This is a genomic window from Aquiluna sp. KACHI24 (genome assembly GCF_025997915.1).
In the GTDB taxonomy this organism is placed as follows: Bacteria; Actinomycetota; Actinomycetes; order Actinomycetales; family Microbacteriaceae; genus Aquiluna.
On the sequence record NZ_AP026677.1, the window covers coordinates 494,594 to 512,596 of the forward strand.

At 54.7% G+C, this 18,003-nt stretch carries 19 protein-coding genes; 16 read left to right on the top strand and 3 right to left on the bottom strand.

Annotated elements, in window-relative coordinates; translation table 11 throughout:
* The first annotated feature begins 20 nt into the window (after positions 1–20).
* From OO713_RS02530 to OO713_RS02550, 5 genes are all read left to right on the top strand, one after another.
* Positions 21–851: a methylenetetrahydrofolate reductase gene (locus OO713_RS02530; protein ID WP_264786109.1), complete on the top strand. Its 831-nt coding sequence runs from the start codon at positions 21–23 to the stop codon at positions 849–851.
* Positions 852–876: 25 nt separating this feature from the next.
* Complete coding sequence (locus OO713_RS02535) at positions 877–1,434, top strand: CDP-alcohol phosphatidyltransferase family protein (protein ID WP_264786111.1); 558 nt, start codon at positions 877–879, stop codon at positions 1,432–1,434.
* Positions 1,435–1,478: 44 nt separating this feature from the next.
* Complete coding sequence (locus OO713_RS02540; protein ID WP_264786112.1) at positions 1,479–1,883, top strand: FHA domain-containing protein; 405 nt, start codon at positions 1,479–1,481, stop codon at positions 1,881–1,883.
* The gene (locus OO713_RS02545) at positions 1,883–2,560 is read left to right on the top strand and encodes a MerR family transcriptional regulator (RefSeq protein WP_264786113.1); all 678 of its coding nucleotides are present in this window, start codon (positions 1,883–1,885) and stop codon (positions 2,558–2,560) included. The genes OO713_RS02540 and OO713_RS02545 overlap by 1 nt, the downstream gene beginning before the upstream one ends.
* A 100-nt stretch (positions 2,561–2,660) precedes the next feature.
* Positions 2,661–3,155 (top strand): MerR family transcriptional regulator, encoded by a 495-nt coding sequence (locus OO713_RS02550; protein ID WP_264786427.1) that lies wholly within the window; start codon positions 2,661–2,663, stop codon positions 3,153–3,155.
* Here OO713_RS02550 and OO713_RS02555 read toward each other — a convergent pair.
* The gene (locus OO713_RS02555; RefSeq protein WP_264786114.1) at positions 3,152–4,054 is read right to left on the bottom strand and encodes a ParA family protein; all 903 of its coding nucleotides are present in this window, start codon (positions 4,052–4,054) and stop codon (positions 3,152–3,154) included. The two genes, OO713_RS02550 and OO713_RS02555, sit on opposite strands and share 4 nt — an antisense overlap.
* Positions 4,055–4,119: 65 nt before the next feature.
* Here OO713_RS02555 and OO713_RS02560 point away from each other — a divergent pair, with 65 nt between their 5' ends.
* Genes OO713_RS02560 through OO713_RS02570 form a run of 3 tightly spaced genes read left to right on the top strand, consistent with a single transcriptional unit; the run spans position 4,120 to position 9,079 of the window.
* Entirely contained in the window at positions 4,120–7,521 is a 3,402-nt protein-coding gene (locus OO713_RS02560; protein ID WP_264786115.1) for a pyruvate carboxylase, read from the top strand.
* A gap of 51 nt (positions 7,522–7,572) precedes the next feature.
* Positions 7,573–8,592: a MinD/ParA family protein gene (locus OO713_RS02565; RefSeq protein WP_264786116.1), complete on the top strand. Its 1,020-nt coding sequence runs from the start codon at positions 7,573–7,575 to the stop codon at positions 8,590–8,592.
* A complete protein-coding gene (locus tag OO713_RS02570) occupies positions 8,582–9,079 on the top strand; it encodes a peptide deformylase (protein WP_264786117.1) in 498 nt (165 codons plus the stop codon). The genes OO713_RS02565 and OO713_RS02570 overlap by 11 nt, the downstream gene beginning before the upstream one ends.
* Here the strand turns inward: OO713_RS02570 and OO713_RS02575 are convergent.
* Positions 9,076–10,869 carry an AMP-dependent synthetase/ligase gene (locus OO713_RS02575; RefSeq protein ID WP_264786119.1) on the bottom strand — a complete coding sequence of 598 codons (1,794 nt, stop codon included), beginning with the start codon at positions 10,867–10,869 and terminating at the stop codon, positions 9,076–9,078. The two genes, OO713_RS02570 and OO713_RS02575, sit on opposite strands and share 4 nt — an antisense overlap.
* Before the next feature lie 133 nt (positions 10,870–11,002).
* On the opposite strand from OO713_RS02575, the gene OO713_RS02580 reads away from it, so the two are divergent.
* From OO713_RS02580 to OO713_RS02595, 4 genes are read left to right on the top strand one after another with little or no spacing between them, the layout of a single operon-like run.
* Positions 11,003–11,953 carry an ROK family glucokinase gene (locus OO713_RS02580; protein WP_264786121.1) on the top strand — a complete coding sequence of 317 codons (951 nt, stop codon included), beginning with the start codon at positions 11,003–11,005 and terminating at the stop codon, positions 11,951–11,953.
* Positions 11,954–11,979: 26 nt separating this feature from the next.
* Positions 11,980–12,660, top strand: a complete 681-nt coding sequence (locus OO713_RS02585) for a lysophospholipid acyltransferase family protein (protein ID WP_264786122.1) — start codon at positions 11,980–11,982, stop codon at positions 12,658–12,660.
* A 13-nt stretch (positions 12,661–12,673) separates the two neighbouring features.
* Complete coding sequence (locus OO713_RS02590; protein ID WP_264786124.1) at positions 12,674–14,023, top strand: 3-deoxy-7-phosphoheptulonate synthase class II; 1,350 nt, start codon at positions 12,674–12,676, stop codon at positions 14,021–14,023.
* Entirely contained in the window at positions 14,020–14,355 is a 336-nt protein-coding gene (locus OO713_RS02595; protein ID WP_264786125.1) for an Rv2175c family DNA-binding protein, read from the top strand. The genes OO713_RS02590 and OO713_RS02595 overlap by 4 nt, the downstream gene beginning before the upstream one ends.
* 3 nt (positions 14,356–14,358) lie before the next feature.
* Here OO713_RS02595 and OO713_RS02600 read toward each other — a convergent pair whose 3' ends face one another.
* Positions 14,359–15,450, bottom strand: a complete 1,092-nt coding sequence (locus OO713_RS02600; RefSeq protein ID WP_264786126.1) for a polyprenyl synthetase family protein — start codon at positions 15,448–15,450, stop codon at positions 14,359–14,361.
* Positions 15,451–15,507: 57 nt separating this feature from the next.
* Between OO713_RS02600 and OO713_RS02605 the strand changes: the two genes are divergently transcribed.
* The 4 genes from OO713_RS02605 (at position 15,508) to OO713_RS02620 (ending at position 18,000) form a co-directional block, all read left to right on the top strand.
* The gene (locus OO713_RS02605) at positions 15,508–15,852 is read left to right on the top strand and encodes a DUF3040 domain-containing protein (RefSeq protein WP_264786127.1); all 345 of its coding nucleotides are present in this window, start codon (positions 15,508–15,510) and stop codon (positions 15,850–15,852) included.
* A 147-nt stretch (positions 15,853–15,999) separates the two neighbouring features.
* Positions 16,000–16,431: a division/cell wall cluster transcriptional repressor MraZ gene (mraZ, locus tag OO713_RS02610; protein ID WP_264786129.1), complete on the top strand. Its 432-nt coding sequence runs from the start codon at positions 16,000–16,002 to the stop codon at positions 16,429–16,431.
* Between the two features lie 115 nt (positions 16,432–16,546).
* A complete protein-coding gene (gene rsmH / locus OO713_RS02615) occupies positions 16,547–17,491 on the top strand; it encodes a 16S rRNA (cytosine(1402)-N(4))-methyltransferase RsmH (RefSeq protein WP_264786131.1) in 945 nt (314 codons plus the stop codon).
* Positions 17,491–18,000: a hypothetical protein gene (locus OO713_RS02620; protein WP_264786133.1), complete on the top strand. Its 510-nt coding sequence runs from the start codon at positions 17,491–17,493 to the stop codon at positions 17,998–18,000. The genes rsmH and OO713_RS02620 overlap by 1 nt, the downstream gene beginning before the upstream one ends.
* The last annotated feature ends 3 nt before the right edge of the window (positions 18,001–18,003 follow it).

An 18,003-nucleotide genomic window follows, 5' to 3' on the forward strand; every position in this document is an offset into this window, starting at 1 on the left:
GCGTTCTGAAAGGAAAAGCTTTGGCCACGGTTCCATTTTCATTTGAGGTCTACCCGCCTCGTTCGCCTGACGCTGCACCTGCGCTATTTGAGGCAATCGACAAGCTCAGTGCACTTGGCCCCCGATTTATCTCGGTAACCTTTGGAGCCGGCGGCTCCGACACCAAAAATTCCATCGATGTTCTTGGCTACATTCTCAAAAAGAAAATCGGAGCCCTGGCTCACCTAACCTGCGCTGGGACCAGCAGAAGCAGCGTCGAGTCTTTGATTGATGCATTCCAGGCAGCCGGGGTGAGAGACTTCTTGGCACTTCGAGGGGACCTGCCGGCCGGTGAGGTTGAATTACCCGTTGATTCTCTCAATACTGCCGCCGAGTTGGTTGCGATTTTGAGATCGAGATCAACTGGTGGCTCGGTTGCGGTTGCTGCATTTCCAAATGGTCACCCCGAGTCCGGATCCCAGCGAGCTGACATCGACGCACTATTGGCAAAAGAGCAAGCTGGAGCTGACTATGCCATCACCCAGTTGTTTTTCTATGCGAGCGACTATTTCAACTTCGTCGATCTTGCTCGATCCAGGGGTGTGACCATCCCGATTCTGCCTGGGATAATGCCGCTTACCTCGGCAAGCCGACTGGAGAGAGTGCTCGAGCTCACCGGAGAGACTCGCCCAGCTGAGCTCGCTGAGCAGCTAGCGGTTCCAGATTCCAAGCAGCGCGTTGAGGCTGGTATCGCATGGGCAGCTGATCTCGTGGCTCAACTCGTAGCCGGTGGTGCACCGGGAATCCACCTATATGCCTTCAACGAACACGAGCGGGTAACCGAAGTGCTCCGCAGGGCTAACCTGATTTAGGCTTCGCCGATCCTAGAATCTCGGTATGGGTTTGAGCCAAGAGCTTCGCAGCGTTCCGAACCTACTTAGTCTGCTCAGACTTTTACTTGTCCCAGTCTTCCTCTGGTTGTTGCTGGCGGATTATCTAATTTGGGCGCTGGTCATACTTGCTCTCGCCGGGGCCTCGGATTGGCTGGACGGGGTTATCGCCAGAAAGTTCAACCAAGTCACTGAGCTAGGGAAGGTCCTGGATCCTGCTGCAGACCGTCTCTACATCTTTGCAACCCTTATCGGCTTGACGATCAACGGGAATATTCCACTGTGGCTAGCGGTCGTCATCATCGCTCGTGATGTGATGCTTTTGCTGGTGTATCCGATGCTCGCCACGCATGGCTATGGACCTCTGCCAGTGCACTTTTTGGGCAAGGCTGGAACCTTCGCGCTTCTGTATGCACTGCCTCTGTTGCTGATGGCGGACATCTGGCCAGATGCAGATTTCGTGATCCTGCCGCTGGCCTGGGCCTTCGCCTACTGGGGTATTGCGCTGTATTGGGTAGCCGGCTTCATATACGTAAATCAAGTTAGAAAATTGTTGTCAAAGTAGCCCTGAAAATCCCCTAGCATTGTGCATAACGAGGGGAGACCAAAATGTTCAACGCAGATGAAACCGCAAGGTTTTCATCTGATTTGGTCCAATCCGACTCAGATTCGCTAACCCCCGAAGAGGCCCGTGCGGTTGCCGCTTTGCCCAAGGGTTCAGCTCTACTTATTTCAACTCATGGTCAGTTTTCGGGTTCCCGCTTCTTGCTCGATGCGGACGTGAACACCGCAGGTCGGCACCCGGACGCGGACATTTTTCTGGACGATGTGACTGTCTCACGCAGACACGTGGAGATTGTCCGAACCGACGGTGGCTTCGAGGTGAGAGACCTCGGTTCGATGAATGGCACCTATCTAAACGGCGAGATCGTTGATCGAGCGCAGCTTAGAGATGGTGACGAGCTTCGAATCGGGAAATTCAGACTTACCTTCTTCGTTGGAGGAAAGGCCTGATGGAGAACGCGGTAAGAAAGCTTTCTGATCACAAGCTCTACACAATCGGTCAGGTTCTAACGGTTCTAAAACCGCAGTTTGGTGACCTCACCCCATCAAAGTTGAGATTCTTGGAGGATCAGGGGTTACTCACTCCAGAGCGCACCGATGCCGGATATCGCAAATATTCCGAGAATCAAATTGAGCGACTAAGCATCATTCTCACCCTGCAGCGAGATCAGTATCTGCCGCTAAAAGTTATCAAGGACTACCTGGCAGAACTCGATGCCGGTAGAACACCTATTTTGCCGACCGCCTCACCCGCGACCCTGAGGCGCGGTCAGCGCTTCTCAACCGCGCAGCTAAAAGCGGAAACCGGCATTTCCGACCTGGCATTTAGGGAGGCTGCCGAGCTTGGACTCTTTGGCCCTCAGCCTCACAGTTCACATGAGGTCGAGATTGCCTTTGCCCTAGTGGGACTCGAGCAGTTTGGTATTCAACCTCGTCACCTCAGGGGCTTGAAGTCAGCAGCAGAGCGCGAGGTTGCGATCATCAGCGGCGTAACAGAGCCGGTCTTGCGCAAGAAGGCTCCGGAGTCGGCTGCTCGCGCTGCACACATCGCCTCTGAGATCGCTGAGCGATTTGGGGCAATTCGCGGGCATCTGATTCAGCAGTCGATTGACTCAATCGAAGGTTAGATTTCGACACGCCGAGGCTGTGGAGTAACCCTAAAGTACAACTTGAAGGCAGACTTAACGAGTCGTTACTAAGGAGAGACACGTGGACTACGAATCCGGGATGCTCTTTACCGATGGTTTGCCTTCTCAGGACATCGGTTACAGAGGAGCATCTGCTGCCGCAGCAGCCGGAATCTCCTATCGTCAGTTGGACTACTGGGATCGCACCGGACTGGTAATTCCGAGCATTCAGACCGCTACCGGATCTGGTTCTCAAAGGCTCTACTCTTTCCGTGACATCCTGGTCCTCAAACTTGTAAAGCGTCTTTTGGACACCGGAGTCTCGCTGCAGCAGATTCGTCTAGCGGTTGAGCAGCTTCGTGCCTCCGGTATCTCAGATCTAACCAACACCACTTTGATGAGCGATGGCGCTCGCGTTTACCTCTGCACCTCACAGGACGAAGTTATCGACCTTCTAGGTCAGGGCCAGGGAGTTTTTGGAATCGCGGTTGGTCGAGTGCTGCGCGAGGTCGAGGCCACCTTGGTTGACTTTGCGGCCGAAGAAGCAGCAGTTCAAGATGAATTGGCCGCTAGAAGAGCTAGGAAGATTTCCTAGCGTCTAAACCAACGACGCTTCTTTTGTTCCTTGCGGCTCTCCGAGCCCATCAATTCGGTGATCGGATTACCTAAACCCCTAGTTGCGCGAGTAGAGCTTGCTCTATCTGGATTGCGCGTCTCGCGCTCCATCGCTGACAGAGCACCTGCCAATAGCCAATCGAAGCCTTTCGCCACCTCTGCAGCGCCTTCTGCGGGCCAGGAGTGAATTGGTCTAGCGGCTCCGGTTGACTGCTGAATAGCGGCACGTTCTTCGAAGTAGGGCATCAGCAGTTGATTGCCAAACATCTCCTTGAGTTCCTTGAGGCGGTAGTCGTGCTCATTGGACTGTGGCCTGAGGCGGTTCACGACGACACCCAAAAGCTCAAGACGTGGAGTTAGCTTTGCGCTGATTTCAGCAATTGCCTTTCGGGCTCTATCTGCTGCGATGACCGAGTAGAGCGAGGGTTCGGTAACAATGATTACTCGGTCTGATGCCACCCAGGCGGTTCTTGTGAGGGCATTGATAGATGGGGGAGTGTCGATGATTACTAGGTCGTAGTCCTCTTCGATTTGAGTCAGGACTTCTTCTAGCTTCCAGACATCCGCCACAGTCGGCGCGGGGTTATCCAGCAACAAGGATCTGGGTGACCCGACCATCACATCCATCTTGCTGCCTCGGGCCCAGGATGAGGCCACGATTGCGCGTTTGATGGAGGGAAGCTTTGGGCTTTGCAGCACTTCGGCGACCGATGCACCAAACTCATTGGTGGCAGCAAGGCCGCTAGTGGCATCGCACTGAGGGTCTAAATCGATAATGAGTGTGTTCAGCCCTTTGTTCAGGGCCGCAGAGGCTAGACCGAGGGCGACGGTAGTTTTACCGACTCCACCTTTGAGAGAGCTCACGCTAAGAACATGCACTGCATTAGGCTACCTTTTTATACGCAGCGTGGCGTTATCTGAGCCGTCGTTTCAGTGAGGTCCCAATGTTTAGAAAAATCCTGGTTGCCAACCGAGGTGAAATTGCTGTCCGCGCCTTCCGCGCTGCGTATGAAACCGGAGCCCAGACCGTAGCGGTTTATCCCTTCGAGGATAGAAACTCGGTTCACCGCCTAAAGGCCGACGAGGCCTACGAAATCGAGGCCGAAGGTTCGCCGGTTCGCGCCTATTTGTCCGTCAGTGAAATGATTCGCGTTGCCAAACTTTCAGGCGCAGACGCCATTTACCCAGGCTACGGTTTCCTCTCTGAAAACCCTGATCTTGCCAGGGCCGCCAAAGAGAACGGGATCGCCTTCGTCGGGCCAAGCCCTGAGGTGCTGGAACTGGCGGGTGACAAGGTCAACGCCAAGGCTGCTGCGATTAGAGCTGGTGTTCCAGTCTTGGCATCGACTGACTCCTCGGCTGATGCTGCAGAGCTAATCGCCAAGGCTGAATCAATTGGTTTTCCTCTATTTGTGAAGGCGGTTGCCGGTGGAGGTGGCCGAGGCATGCGCAAGGTAGAGGCGGCAGTCGAGCTTCCCGGAGCGCTTGAGGCTGCAATGCGTGAGGCAGGCAGTGCTTTTGGTGACCCAAGAGTCTTCTTAGAGCAGGCAGTACTTCGCCCTCGTCACATTGAGGTTCAGATTCTGGCCGACAGCTATGGAAATGTGATTCACCTGCACGAGCGAGACTGCTCAATCCAGCGTCGTAATCAGAAGGTCGTGGAGATTGCGCCAGCGCCGCTTTTGGATGAGGAGCTTCGCCAAAAGCTATTCCGCGATGCCGTCGCATTCGCGAGGGAAATTGGTTATCAAAACGCGGGCACGGTGGAGTTCTTGATTGACACCGTTGGCCCGAACGCTGGCAAGCACGTCTTTATTGAGATGAACCCTCGAATTCAGGTTGAGCACACTGTGACCGAGGAGGTCACTGATGTCGACCTAGTTCAGTCCCAGCTCAAGATTGCAGCGGGAGCATCCCTTGCAGACCTCGGGCTGAGTCAAGAGAGCATCAAGCCGCATGGTTTTGCACTGCAGTGCCGAATCACCACAGAGGATCCAGCTGCTGGTTTTAGGCCCGACACCGGAATGATCACCACCTACCGGTCACCGGGCGGCGCGGGAATCCGTCTAGACGGTGGAACTGTGACCACCGGTGCTGAAGTATCTCCACACTTTGACTCGATGCTGGTCAAGCTGATCACCCGCGGTCGTGACTTTGAATCCGCCGTAAGCCGAGCGCGAAGGGCTCTTGCAGAGTTCCGTATCCGTGGAGTTGCAACCAACATCAACTTCTTGCAGGCGGTTTTGGCTGATGAAGTTTTTGCATCTGGCAACCTCTCGACTCACTTCATTGATGAGCGCCCAGAACTGATGCAGGGTAAGCCCTCTCAGGACCGCGGCACCAAGGTGCTGCAGTGGCTTGCAGAGGTGACCGTAAACAAGCCTTACGGAGAGCGAACAGGTAAGTCTGACCCAGAGCTAAAGCTACCCAAGATAGACATAACTCAGGCTGCCCCAGCTGGATCCAAGCAGTTACTGGATCAGCTTGGACCAGAGGGCTTTGCCAAAGAACTGCGCAGAAGAAGCACGGTTGCAGTAACGGATACCACCTTCCGCGATGCGCATCAGTCACTGCTTGCAACGCGTGTCCGCGGCCGCGATCTAATTGCAGCCGCGCCATATGTTTCGAGGCTCACACCGCAGCTACTTTCTGTGGAGGCCTGGGGTGGAGCAACCTATGACGTTGCACTGCGCTTTCTGGGAGAGGACCCTTGGGACCGTCTCGCTCAATTGAGGGCAGCGCTTCCAAACATCTGCATCCAGATGTTGCTTCGAGGTAGAAACACCGTTGGCTACACCCCTTACCCGGAAGAGGTAACTCGGGCGTTTGTAAAGCAGGCCGCAGCAACTGGTGTCGATATCTTCAGGATCTTTGATGCGCTGAACGATGTCGACCAAATGGAGCCGGCAATCAAAGCAGTTCGCGAGTTGACCAATTCCGTTGCCGAGGTGGGAATTAGCTACACCGGGAATCTGCTCGATCCAAACGAGACGCTCTACACGTTGGACTACTACCTCACTCTTGCCGAGAAGATGGTTTCTGCCGGGGCGCACATCCTTGCTATCAAGGACATGGCAGGTTTGCTTCGACCAAAGGCCGCAGAGAAGCTTGTAACCGCGCTTCGAGCAAGGTTTGATCTTCCCGTTCACCTACACACTCACGACACCGCTGGTGGTCAGCTAGCCACTTTGCTGGCTGCCATCAACGCTGGGGTTGACGCAGTCGATGTGGCATCTGCCCCAATGGCAGGCACCACTTCTCAGCCATCCGCATCGGCATTGATTGCCGCACTAAGTGACACCGAGCAGGACACTGGCATCTCACTTGACGCGGTCACCAGCCTTGAGCCCTACTGGGAAGCAGTGCGCAAGGTTTACGCTCCGTTTGAGTCAGGGCTTCCTGGACCTACCGGTCGCGTTTACCGCCATGAGATTCCCGGAGGTCAGCTTTCAAACCTAAGACAGCAGGCAATTTCTCTTGGACTTGGTGAGAAGTTTGAACTGGTTGAGGAGATGTACGCGGAGGCTAACCGAATCCTGGGGCGCCCTCCAAAAGTAACCCCTTCATCAAAGGTGGTCGGCGACCTAGCGCTTCACCTGGTTGCCGTCGGTGCCGACCCATTGGACTTCGAGCAAAATCCCCAGAATTATGACATTCCAGATTCAGTTGTCGGCTTCATGGCAGGCGAGCTAGGTGACCTTCCGGGCGGCTGGCCAGAGCCTTTCAGAACCAAGGTTCTATCGGGCAGAAACCCAGATGTCAGCATCAAGCCAGTCTCGGACGACGACCTCAGGGCATTGATCTCGGATAACGCCACCTTGGTTCGCCAGACCTTGAACCGTTTATTGTTCCCAGCTCCAACAAAGGAGTTCGAGCGAGTTAGAAACCTTTACGGAAACCTAGACAGTGTTGACACCCTGGACTACCTCTACGGGCTAGATGGTGACACCGAGCACGTTGTGGAGCTAAGCAAGGGTCTTCAGCTGTTTGTTTCTCTTGAAGCAATTTCTGAACCAGACTCCAAGGGGTTCAGAACCGTCATGGCGAAACTGAACGGGCAACTTAGACCAATCACCGTCCGCGACCACAGCATTCAGGTGGCCTCGGCGGCCGCCGAGAAAGCGGATCCAACCAAGCCTGGACATGCGGCAGCTCCCTTCACCGGAGTGGTAACTCCAAAGGTTTCTGTGGGCGATGTCGTTACCATCGGTCAGCCAATTGCAACCATCGAGGCCATGAAGATGGAGGCCAACATCCAGTCAGCTGTGGCTGGGCGCGTAGTGCGACTGGGGGTTATGGGTCCGACTCCGGTTGAGGGTGGCGACCTGATAGCGGTGATCGAGTAGATGCCCAAAAGTCAAGACTTTTCCTCCGGGGAGAGATCTAATCTGGGCGATTTGGACTTCGATCCGCTGCTACCGGACTCGAGTCTGGTTCAAGAGGATGTCCCGATTCAGCTGGTCGAGTTAGCCGAGGCTGCCGAACCGGCGGCGATGCTGACTGCCGATCGACTGCTGCAGGATAGGGCGAAGCTCAAGGAAATTCCAGAGGGCGGTTTACGTCCGCTAATTTTCAAGGCAAGCCTGGGTCGGGTAAACCTAGGCGACAGCAAAAAGGTCCAGGCACGAAAAGCACTTGATGCAAGAATCGCTGCATCTCTGACTGGCAGCACCAAATTCGTGCCTATTCTCACGCGCAAGGGCGGAGTCGGGAAGACCACCATCACCGCGCTGTTAGGGATGGCGCTTTCTGAAATTCGTGAGGATCGAGTGCTTGCAATCGATGCCAACCCCGATCGCGGGACACTGTCGGAGCGAGTCGCCAGAACGACCGAGAAAACCGTGCGGGATGTAGTCAACAAAGCCAGTTCCATAACGGGATTCCAGGTCTTCTCACAATATGTATCAAGGGATCAAACCAGGCTAGATGTCCTGGCTTCGGACACCGATCCCATGATTTCGGAGGCCTTCAACGAGGGTGATTACAACGTGGTCGCCGATGTTGCCAGTCGCTACTACTCGATCTGCCTGACCGATTGCGGGACTGGCATAGTCCACAGCGTGATGCGTGCAATTCTGCAGCGCGCCGACGGGCTCGTGGTGGTTTCCGGCGGCTCTATCGACGAGGCGAAGCTTGCCTCGGAGACTCTCACGTGGCTGGAGTCCAACGGATACTCGGATCTGGTTGCCGAGTCCGTAGTGGCTGTGAACACCGGCACCTATGGCACCGATCTAATCAAGATTGACGAAATCGTGAGCCACTTTAGTTCCCGTGTGAGGGCAGTTGTCACAGTCCCATACGACAAGCAACTGGCATCTGGCGGAGTCATTGACTACTCGAAGCTGCATCCCGAGACGCGGCACGCTGCCAGGGAGTTAGCGGCTCTGGTGATGGAGGGTCTAGTCAATGAGCGTTAGAGAAATTCGACTGTTCGGAGACCCCGTACTGCGCTCGGCATGCCGAGCGGTGACCGACCTGGAATCGGTTCGTGGCCTGGTTGAGGACCTCTTAGAAACCACTAAGCTGCCCGGCCGTGCAGGCGTGGCTGCAAATCAAATTGGAGTTGATCTGAGGGTCTTCTCCTACAACGTCCATGGCGAGGTCGGTTACCTAATCAATCCAGAGATTATTGATTTGCAAGGCGATCCCCAGTTGACCGAGGAGGGCTGCCTGTCCCTTCCTGGGCTTTGGCATAAGACGCCCAGGTATCCAATTGCAACGGCGAGAGGCCAACAGCTCGATGGCTCAATTGTTGAGGTAAGCGGCACTGGGCTTATGGCTCAAGCGTTGCAGCACGAATGTGATCACTTAGATGGCAAGGTCTACATAGACAGATTGCTCCCAGAGGAGCGAAAGTTAGCCTTTCGCGCCCTCAGGGAGCAATCCTGGTTTATGGCTAACTAGCCGTAGATCTTCTCGACTGCGCTGGCAAAGTCCTTCATGACCACTGGTCGCTTGATCTTCAAAGAAGGGGTCAGGTGGCCAGAGGCTTCGGTTAGTTCAACATCCAAGATCTCGAACTTCTTGATCTGCTCTGCATTTGAGAACAAAACGTTCACCTTGTCCACGGCAGCCTGAATCTCAGCTCGGATGGCTGGGTGCTTCGCGGCGTCTGCGAGCGAGAGCTTCTCGGTCACGCCGTTGTTTTGAGTCCAAACCGGAACCATTTCTGGGTCTAGAGAAATCAGCGCGCTGATGAATGGCTTGGCGTCTCCAATAACCACTACCTGACCGATGAGCGGGTGGGCGCGAAGTGGGTCCTCGATAGGTGCTGGCGCTACGTTCTTTCCGCCGGCGGTGACCAAAAGCTCCTTCTTGCGACCAGTGATAGTCAAGAAGCCATCCTCGTCCAACTCACCAATATCACCGGAACGGAACCAGTCGCCCTCGAAAGCCTCACGGGTGGCAGCCTCGTTGCGCCAGTAGCCGCGCATCACGTTGATGCCACGCAGCCAAATCTCGCCATCGGCAGCAATCTTGATTCCAGTTCCAGGCAGTGCACGACCGACCTTGCCGATCTTCTGCCAGTTCACTCGACCAATTACCGCGGCGGCAGCAGTCTCGGTGAGGCCGTAGCCCTCAAGCACAATCAGACCAACGCCGCGGAAGAAGTGACCAAGGCGCTCTCCCAGCGGAGCACCGCCCGAGATGGCGTACTTTACATTGCCACCCATGGCTGCGCGCAGCTTGGAGTAAACCAACTTGTCAAACAGGCCGTGCTTCAGCTTCAAGCCGAAGCTTGGACCCGTCTTGCTATCCAGCGCCTTGGAGTAATCGATGGCAGTCTCCGCAGCGAGGCGGAAAATCTTGCCCTTGCCCGCAGCTTCAGCCTTCAGCTCGGCTGCGTTGTAAACCTTTTCGAATACTCGAGGGACGGCCAGCAGGAAGGTTGGCTTGAAGGTTGGCAACACGGTTGCAACCTGCTTTGCATCTCCCAGGTGTCCGACTCGGATTCCTGAGTAGACGCACAGTACTGAAACGTAGCGGGCCAGGATGTGGGCCATTGGCAAGAAGATCAGGGAGTGCTGCTTATCGTTGGCAACCTCAGGAAGCTCTGCTGCAGCGTTGCGGCAGTGGTCAACAAAACTCTTGTGGGTCAGCTCGCAGCCCTTGGGGTTGCCGGTGGTTCCGGAGGTATAGACGATGGTTGCGAGATCTTTAGCCTCGGCGTTCTTTCTGGTGACCTCGAGATCGGCATCGCTCACCGAGTCTCCAGCGCGGTAAAGGTCGGTGAAGTCACTCGAGTCAATGCGCCAAACCTGCTTCACATTAGGAGTGCCGGCGCTGACCTGCTGGTAACGGGCCAGGTGCTCGTCATTCTCAATGAAGAGAGCAACCGAGTCGGAGTTCGAAAGGATCCACTCGATCTGGGTAGGGGAGCTGGACTCATAAATTGGAACCGAGATTGCGCCAGCAAACCAGATTGCGAAATCAATTTGGGTCCACTCATAGCGAGTCTTGGACATGATTGCGATGGCTTGACCAGGCTTGATGCCCTTGGCGATGAGCCCCTTGGCGAGGCTCTTTACTTCTTCATAGAAGTCCTTGGTGCTGACATCGCGCCAGCTGCCATCTTTATTCTGACGGGAAAACAGCATGTGGTTTGGCGCCTTGTTCACGCGCTCTAGAAGCAGGTCAGTCGCGTTTTCCTTTGGGTCGGATGCAACTAGCTGCGGAACATCGTAAGAATCCATAATTTCTCCCTCGGAATTTCGTAACACTCTAAGCGTGAAATAGAAGAATTTTTCGCGTTTTGTCCGATTTTGACTATTCCGTTATCTCGCAGCCTGCGGGCTCTAAAATCAAAGCTCTGGATAAGGAGTGGGCATGCTCGCAATTGGCATTGACATCGGTGGCACCAAGATCGCCGGCGCCGTGGTCAGTGAGTCGGGGGAAATTCTCGAGGAACTGAGAGTTCCCTCACCTGCCCAGGATCCTGACCAAATGATTACTGAGGTGGTTGGCCTAATTAACCAACTCGCGGCAATGGCCCCCGAGCAAGTGGTTGCTGCAGGCGTTGCCGCAGCAGGATTTATCGACGCTGACCAGTCCACCATTTTGTATGCGCCGAATCTGAACTGGCGCAATGAGCCTTTTAGAGACCGGCTAAAAGCCCACCTTGACTTGCCGGTGTTTATTGAGAATGACGCCAACGCTGCCGGCTGGGCGGAGTTCAAGTTCGGTGCGGGTAAAGGCACCAAGGATATGGTCATGCTTACCTTGGGAACAGGTGTCGGTGGGGCAGTGGTCGCAGACTACAAACTGCGCCGAGGTGGCTTCGGTATTGGTGGTGAACTCGGACACGTGCGCGTGGTTCAAGACGGCAGGCAGTGCGGTTGTGGACGTAAGGGCTGTGTCGAGCAGTATGCCTCCGGATCTGCTGTCTTGAAGGCTGCCAAGAAGCTGGCTTCAAGTGATGGTCCCGCTGGGGAGAGGCTTCGCCAGTTGAAAACAGAGAGCGGTGAACTAACCGGGCACCAGGTCTATCAGGCACTGCTCGAAGGCGATGCGGCAACCCGAGAGTTAGTGAATCAAGCAGGTAGCTACCTTGGTCAAGCAATGGGAAGCATCACGGCAGTTCTGGATCCTCAGGTTTTTGTAATTGGTGGTGGGCTTTCAGAGGCAGGGGAGTTGATCCTGGATCCGATTCGTCAGTCTTACCTTCGAGAGCTCCCAGCACGCGGCTTCAGACCGGAGGCAGAAATTGTCACAGCAAAGTTCTCCAATCAGGCCGGTGTTATCGGAGCGGCCGACCTAGCGCGCGAGTCTGTTGGGTAAGCTTTAGCAAAAGACTGGAGCTCTAATTGGCGTACTTCATTTTGAAGAACTTCGTTCTCGGGCCAATTCTTCACGTCTTATTTAGACCCTGGATTCGAGGAAAGCAAAACATTCCGAAATCCGGCGGTGCGATTTTGGCTTCAAACCACCTGTCTTTCTCAGATTCGATCTTCTTGCCGCTCAAGGTCACTCGCCCCGTTACCTTTTTGGCGAAGAGCGATTATTTCACCGGCAAGGGCCTCAAAGGCGCCATCACCCGCTGGTTCTTCAAGGCCACCGGTCAGCTGCCAATTGACCGCTCTGGCGGTAAGGCATCTGAGGACTCGCTCAACACCGGACTTGGCGTTTTGGAGCGAGGTTTGCTTCTGGGTATCTACCCGGAGGGCACTCGCTCACCCGACGGCAAGCTCTACCGAGGCAGAACCGGAATTGCTCGCATGGTGTTGCAGGCCAAGGTCCCTGTAGTTCCTGTTGCCATGATTGACACCGAGAAGGTGCAGAGAATTGGGCAAACAATTCCAAAGATCAGAAGGGTCGGAGTGGTCATGGGCGACCAACTCGATTTCTCGCGTTTTGCTGGCATGGATGGTGAGCGCGCAGTTCTGCGTGCCGTCACCGACCGAATCGTCTACGACATCATGAGACTTTCGGGTCAGCAATATGAAGACGTCTACGCCTCCACGGTTCGCAACCGTATGGCGAGATAGGAGAGGGGTCGAGATGAACGACTTTGGACTAGACAATTACCTAAAACTTGAAGCCAAGCAGCAGCCCACCTGGTATTCGCAGGAGGCTCTGGCTGAGGCTAGGTCATCCCTCTCCAAGCAGCCGCCGCTGGTCTTTGCCGGTGAGGTTGACACCCTGCGTTCCCGCTTGGCTGACGCAGCTAGTGGTAACGCATTCTTGCTTCAGGGTGGCGACTGCGCTGAGACCTTTGCCGATGCCACCGCTGACCGAATTCGCAACCGCATCAAGACCGTGCTGCAAATGGCAGTGGTTTTGATGTACGGCTCATCGCTGCCGGTCATCAAAATGGGTCGAATGGCTGGTCAATTCGCTAAGCCAAGATCATCTGATTTTGAAACTCGTGAGGGTGTAACTCTGCCTGCCTACCGCGGTGATGCCGTTAATGGCTACGAGTTCACGGAACAGTCCAGAACAAATGACCCTGCCCGCCTTTTGCAGGCGTACAACACCTCAGCAAGCACGCTCAATTTGATTCGCGCCTTCACGACCGGTGGCTTTGCCGACCTTCGCCAGGTGCACGCCTGGAACAAGGGCTTTACCGACAACCCAGCCAACAAGAAGTACGAGTCAATTGCTGCCGACATCGATCGAGCGATGAAGTTCATGCAGGCATGTGGAGTTGATTCCAATGAGCTGAGAGCAACTGAGTTCTTCGTTTCTCATGAGGGCTTGTTGTTTGACTACGAGCGACCACTGACCCGCATTGACTCTAGAACCAACTTGCCCTATGTGACCTCTGGGCACTTCATTTGGATTGGTGAGCGCACCAGGCAGCTTGACGGCGCTCACGTTGACTTTTTCTCCCGAGTGAGAAACCCACTCGGTGTGAAGCTTGGACCAACCACCACCAAGGAAGACGTACTGCGACTAATCGATAAGTTAGACCCAGAACGTGAGCCTGGTCGCTTGACCCTGATTAGCCGCATGGGTGCTGGAAAGATTCGAGATGAGCTACCAAAGCTAATCGAAGCCGCCAAGGAGTCTGGTTCCACACCACTTTGGATCACAGACCCGATGCATGGAAACGGCATCACCACTAAAAATGGTTACAAGTCTCGTCGTTTCGACGATGTGATGGATGAGGTCATGGGATTCTTTGAGGTGCACCGAGCTCTTGGCACGCACCCCGGCGGTCTTCATGTCGAGCTAACCGGTGACGACGTGGCCGAGTGCCTTGGAGGTTCGGAAATGATCGACGAGAGCACTCTTGAGGAGCGCTATGAATCAGTTTGTGACCCAAGGCTCAACCACATGCAGTCCCTCGAGCTAGCATTCTTAGTGGCCGAACAGTTGGTTCAAAGTGCAAGGAGCTCAAAGGCGTGATTGATCGGGTTGATTCCTGGCTAACTATTGATCAGGTGGCCGACATTCTCGGAGTTTCCGCTTCGAAGGTTAGGCGCCTAATCGAAGAGCACATTCTCTTCGCCGTCAGGGTTGAGAAACAGCCGATGATCCCAGCCCACTTGATCCAAAACGGTGAGCCACTGCCAAGCATTCGCGGCACGATGCTGCTACTTCTGGATATGGGGTTCAGCGAGACTGAGGCGATTGACTGGCTTTACCAGGACAACCAGTATCTAGACAGCTCACCCATAGAAGCCCTTCTTCAGGGTCACAAAGCACCGGTTCGTCGCGCGGCTCAGGCGCTCGGGTAGCCGCTATTTGGCGCGGTTGATAACCGCGTTCGCAAGCTGAGCCAAAGCGAGGCGAGCTTCTTCGGAAATCTCCAAAGCGGCTAGAGCTTCAATTGAGCGGGAAGAGTACTCGGAGATTAGCTTCTCGGTCTTTTCCAGAGCCCCAGATTCCACAATCAGGTTACGCATCCATTCGATTTGCTCGATCTCAAGCTCACCGCTAGTCAGCAGCTCTTCGAAAAGTTTGCCCACTGACGCAGGGACCGCTTCAAGCGTAAGTCCCGTCAAGACCGTCCGCTTTCCTTCGCGAAGATCATCGCCAGCTGGTTTTCCGGTAACGGCTGGATCGCCAAAAACCCCCAGCACATCGTCGCGGAGCTGGAATGCCAACCCGAGTGGAATCCCAAAGCGACTGAGACCACTGAGGTGTTCCGCTCTTGCTCCAGCAAGTGCGGCACCGATCAAGAGTGGGGCTTCCAGGGAGTACTTTGCGGTCTTGTAGAGCATGACTCGATTTGCTCGTTCCACAGCCTCGGAACGTTCCCTTGTTGGGGCAGCGTTCTCTTCGAGAACATCGAGGTATTGACCTGCCATCACCTCAAAGCGCATTTTTCCAAACTCGGCTCGGCAGGCAGCCTCCGAATGTGGGTGGTTGGCTTTTAAGAGTGAGTCCCCAAACAGCTCTGAGCTCCATGAGAGCATCATGTCGCCAACCAAGACCGAGCCTGCAACTCCAAAACGTTCTTTGGATCCGGCGAAGCCCTTTTGCTGGTGGAGGGATTCAAATCTCTTGTGGATAGCGGGTGCTCCCCGACGGGTGTCACTTTGGTCTAGCAGGTCGTCATGGACCAGTGCAGCGGCATGAAACATCTCCAGTGAGCTGGAGATGCCCACAATCGGATCTTCGAGCGTGAGCTCGAGACTCGGATTGGCATAACCGCGCCACGCCCAGTAGGCGAATAGGGCTCTGAATCTTTTTCCGCCCGAGAGTAGAGACTGTGTGAAGTCCATGATGACTTCGATATCTGGAGAGATCTCTCTGAGCTCTGTTCGCCGAGCGTCGCAGAACTGATCGAGCTTGTTCTGGACCAGGGTTAGCAGTAAATCTTGAGGCACGCGGGATAGCCTAACCCCAATTCGCTGTTTACAATTAGGAGAGATCGGGAGTAAACAATGGCACTTTCTGAGCACGAGCAGCGACTGCTGGAGGAGATGGAGCGCAACCTGCGCCAAGACCCCCAGTTCGCCAGCAAGGTTTCCAGCGTCGACTCATCCAACAAATCCTCCGGCAAGCTAGTTTTGGGTGTTCTGCTAACCCTTGCGGGTATCGGACTGCTTATTTATGCCGTAATGCTTCAGGTCGCATACTTTGGAGTGGTGGCCTTTGTGGTGATGGTGATAGGTCTCGTCATTGCGAGTTCCAACTTCACCCTGCCGCAGTTGCCCGAGATCAAGGTCAATAATCAGGGCGGCAACTTTTTTGAAGATCGCTGGAATCAGCGGTTCAATGGAGACTAATTAGTCAAACCAATTCTCACCCCGGCCGAGGCCGGGGTTTTTCTTTACCCAAATGTGATGAAAAAGGGAGGAAAAAGCGCGCAAATATCCCCAGTTGTGGAGCAAAGTGGAGTAAAGTGGAGTAAAGCTTGGGAAGGGGAAATAGCGATGTTGCTAGGTACTCATACCCCGAAGCTTGATGAAAAAGGCCGTCTATTCCTCCCAGCTAAGTTCAGAGATGAGCTATCTGACGGCGTTGTCATCACTCGTGGGCAGGAGCGCTGCCTCTACGTTTTCCCTGCGAGCGAGTTCGCATCCATTCTTGAGAAACTGCGTCAAGCTCCAGCCTCGGTTAAGGACGCACGTGACTACATGCGCGTCATGCTCTCTGGTGCATCGGATGAGAGCGTCGACAAACAGGGTCGAGTTTCACTTCCAGCGCTATTGCGCCAGTATGCGGGCCTTAGCAAGGACTTGGTAATCATCGGTGTTGGCTCTCGCGCTGAGATCTGGGATGCCCAAGCCTGGAGCGAGTACCTAGCTAGCAATGAAGAATCTTTCGCCAATCAGGTGGAGGAGGTGATCCCCGGATTGTTCTAAGCCTGGGATTTGGCCCTTGGCCGTATCCGACTTTCTTCCCCTAAGCCGGAACCTGTGAAAACCAAGCTCACAGACGGACAGGGACCAAGTTCCAGGACAGAGCAAGTGGGAACTTATGATCACTTCAACTCTTCATGTTCCGGTGCTACTTGAGCGCTGCCTAGAACTGCTTCGCCCTGCGATCGAGAACAGAAGGGCTCTGGTAATTGACGCCACTCTGGGTCTAGGCGGTCACACTGAGGCCATGCTCTCAGAGCACCCACAGCTAACCGTTATCGGTATCGATCGAGACCCTGCCGCGCTAAAGCTTGCGAGCGAGCGTCTTGCCGTATTTGGAGATCGTTTCAAGACCCACTTTGGCACCTACGACGAGATTGACCAGGTGGCTGCCGAGTCTTCAGTCGACGGAATCCTCATGGACTTAGGCGTCAGCTCAATGCAGCTGGATCAAGCCGAGCGCGGTTTCAGCTATTCCCAAGACAGCTTTCTGGATATGCGCATGGACCAAACCCAAGGTGCAACCGCCGCGGACCTGCTTGCAGACCTGGACGAGTTTGAACTCGGTCGGATTTTCCGTGTCTACGGTGAAGAGCGTTTTGCCATGCCGATTGCGAGAAGGATCATCGCCGCACGTAAAACCTCACCAATCACGATGTCATCTCAGTTGAACAAGATTGTTGCTGAGGTAGTGCCAGTGGTTCCAGGTAAGCAATCTGGTCACCCAGCGAAGCGGGTCTATCAGGCTCTGAGAATTGCGGTAAATGACGAGCTCGGCATTTTAGAGCGAGCTATGCCTCAGGCTATCGACGCACTAAGAGTAGGTGGACGGCTTGTTGTCATGTCCTACCACTCTTTGGAAGACGGAATTGTCAAAGAGGCCATGCAAAAGGCTGCGACCAGTTCGACTCCGGTCGAGATGCCAATCGAACTGCCGGGCACGGCACCAATTTTCAAAATCATCACTCGCGGCGTGGAGCGAAGTGGCGAGCGCGAGCTTGCGCTAAATCCACGTGCCGCTTCCGCAAGGTTGCGGGCTGGAGAAAAGGTAAAGGGAAACTAATGGCTGTATTTCTGGTATCACCAAACGAGGCGAAGCGTCTAAGACCAAGGCTGTCTGCGGGTCTAATCTTCGTGCTTGGCATGATTGCCGTTTACCTTGCGCAGTTGGCGCTAAACATGGTTTTGACCCAGGATGCCTACCAGCTGGCAGCACTCAAGGCACAAAAGCGCGACTTGACCACCCAGGTTCAGATCATCCAGGAAGAGGTTGACTCACTGGCTTCTCCTCAGAACTTGGCAGATGCCGCAAATCGTCTGGGCATGGTGGCTAACCCCGCATCAGTTTTGCTAGATCTAGAAGAAGACAAGGTTTACGGTCAGCCAAAGCCAGCGGACCCATCAAACGCGCCTCTGGCTAGCGCGAACCTGGTTGCAAACTCTGCGCTTGGAACCGTCTCTGATTTCTCTGAAACCAACGTCGCGTCCTTGGATGCATCGAGTGTTGAAGCAGAGCAGATTGCTACTGAAGAAGTAGTTTTGAGTGTAATTCCAGCTTCTCCAACTAGGTAGGTC

Coding starts and splice junctions, on each gene's coding strand:
- OO713_RS02535 (WP_264786111.1), top strand. CDS start 877: ATGGGTTTGAGCCAAGAGCTTCGCAGCGTTCCGAACCTACTTAGTCTG.
- OO713_RS02540 (WP_264786112.1), top strand. CDS start 1,479: ATGTTCAACGCAGATGAAACCGCAAGGTTTTCATCTGATTTGGTCCAA.
- OO713_RS02545 (WP_264786113.1), top strand. CDS start 1,883: ATGGAGAACGCGGTAAGAAAGCTTTCTGATCACAAGCTCTACACAATC.
- OO713_RS02550 (WP_264786427.1), top strand. CDS start 2,661: ATGCTCTTTACCGATGGTTTGCCTTCTCAGGACATCGGTTACAGAGGA.
- OO713_RS02560 (WP_264786115.1), top strand. CDS start 4,120: ATGTTTAGAAAAATCCTGGTTGCCAACCGAGGTGAAATTGCTGTCCGC.
- OO713_RS02570 (WP_264786117.1), top strand. CDS start 8,582: ATGAGCGTTAGAGAAATTCGACTGTTCGGAGACCCCGTACTGCGCTCG.
- OO713_RS02575 (WP_264786119.1), bottom strand. CDS start 10,869: ATGGATTCTTACGATGTTCCGCAGCTAGTTGCATCCGACCCAAAGGAA.
- OO713_RS02580 (WP_264786121.1), top strand. CDS start 11,003: ATGCTCGCAATTGGCATTGACATCGGTGGCACCAAGATCGCCGGCGCC.
- OO713_RS02590 (WP_264786124.1), top strand. CDS start 12,674: ATGAACGACTTTGGACTAGACAATTACCTAAAACTTGAAGCCAAGCAG.
- OO713_RS02605 (WP_264786127.1), top strand. CDS start 15,508: ATGGCACTTTCTGAGCACGAGCAGCGACTGCTGGAGGAGATGGAGCGC.
- mraZ (WP_264786129.1), top strand. CDS start 16,000: ATGTTGCTAGGTACTCATACCCCGAAGCTTGATGAAAAAGGCCGTCTA.
- rsmH (WP_264786131.1), top strand. CDS start 16,547: ATGATCACTTCAACTCTTCATGTTCCGGTGCTACTTGAGCGCTGCCTA.
- OO713_RS02620 (WP_264786133.1), top strand. CDS start 17,491: ATGGCTGTATTTCTGGTATCACCAAACGAGGCGAAGCGTCTAAGACCA.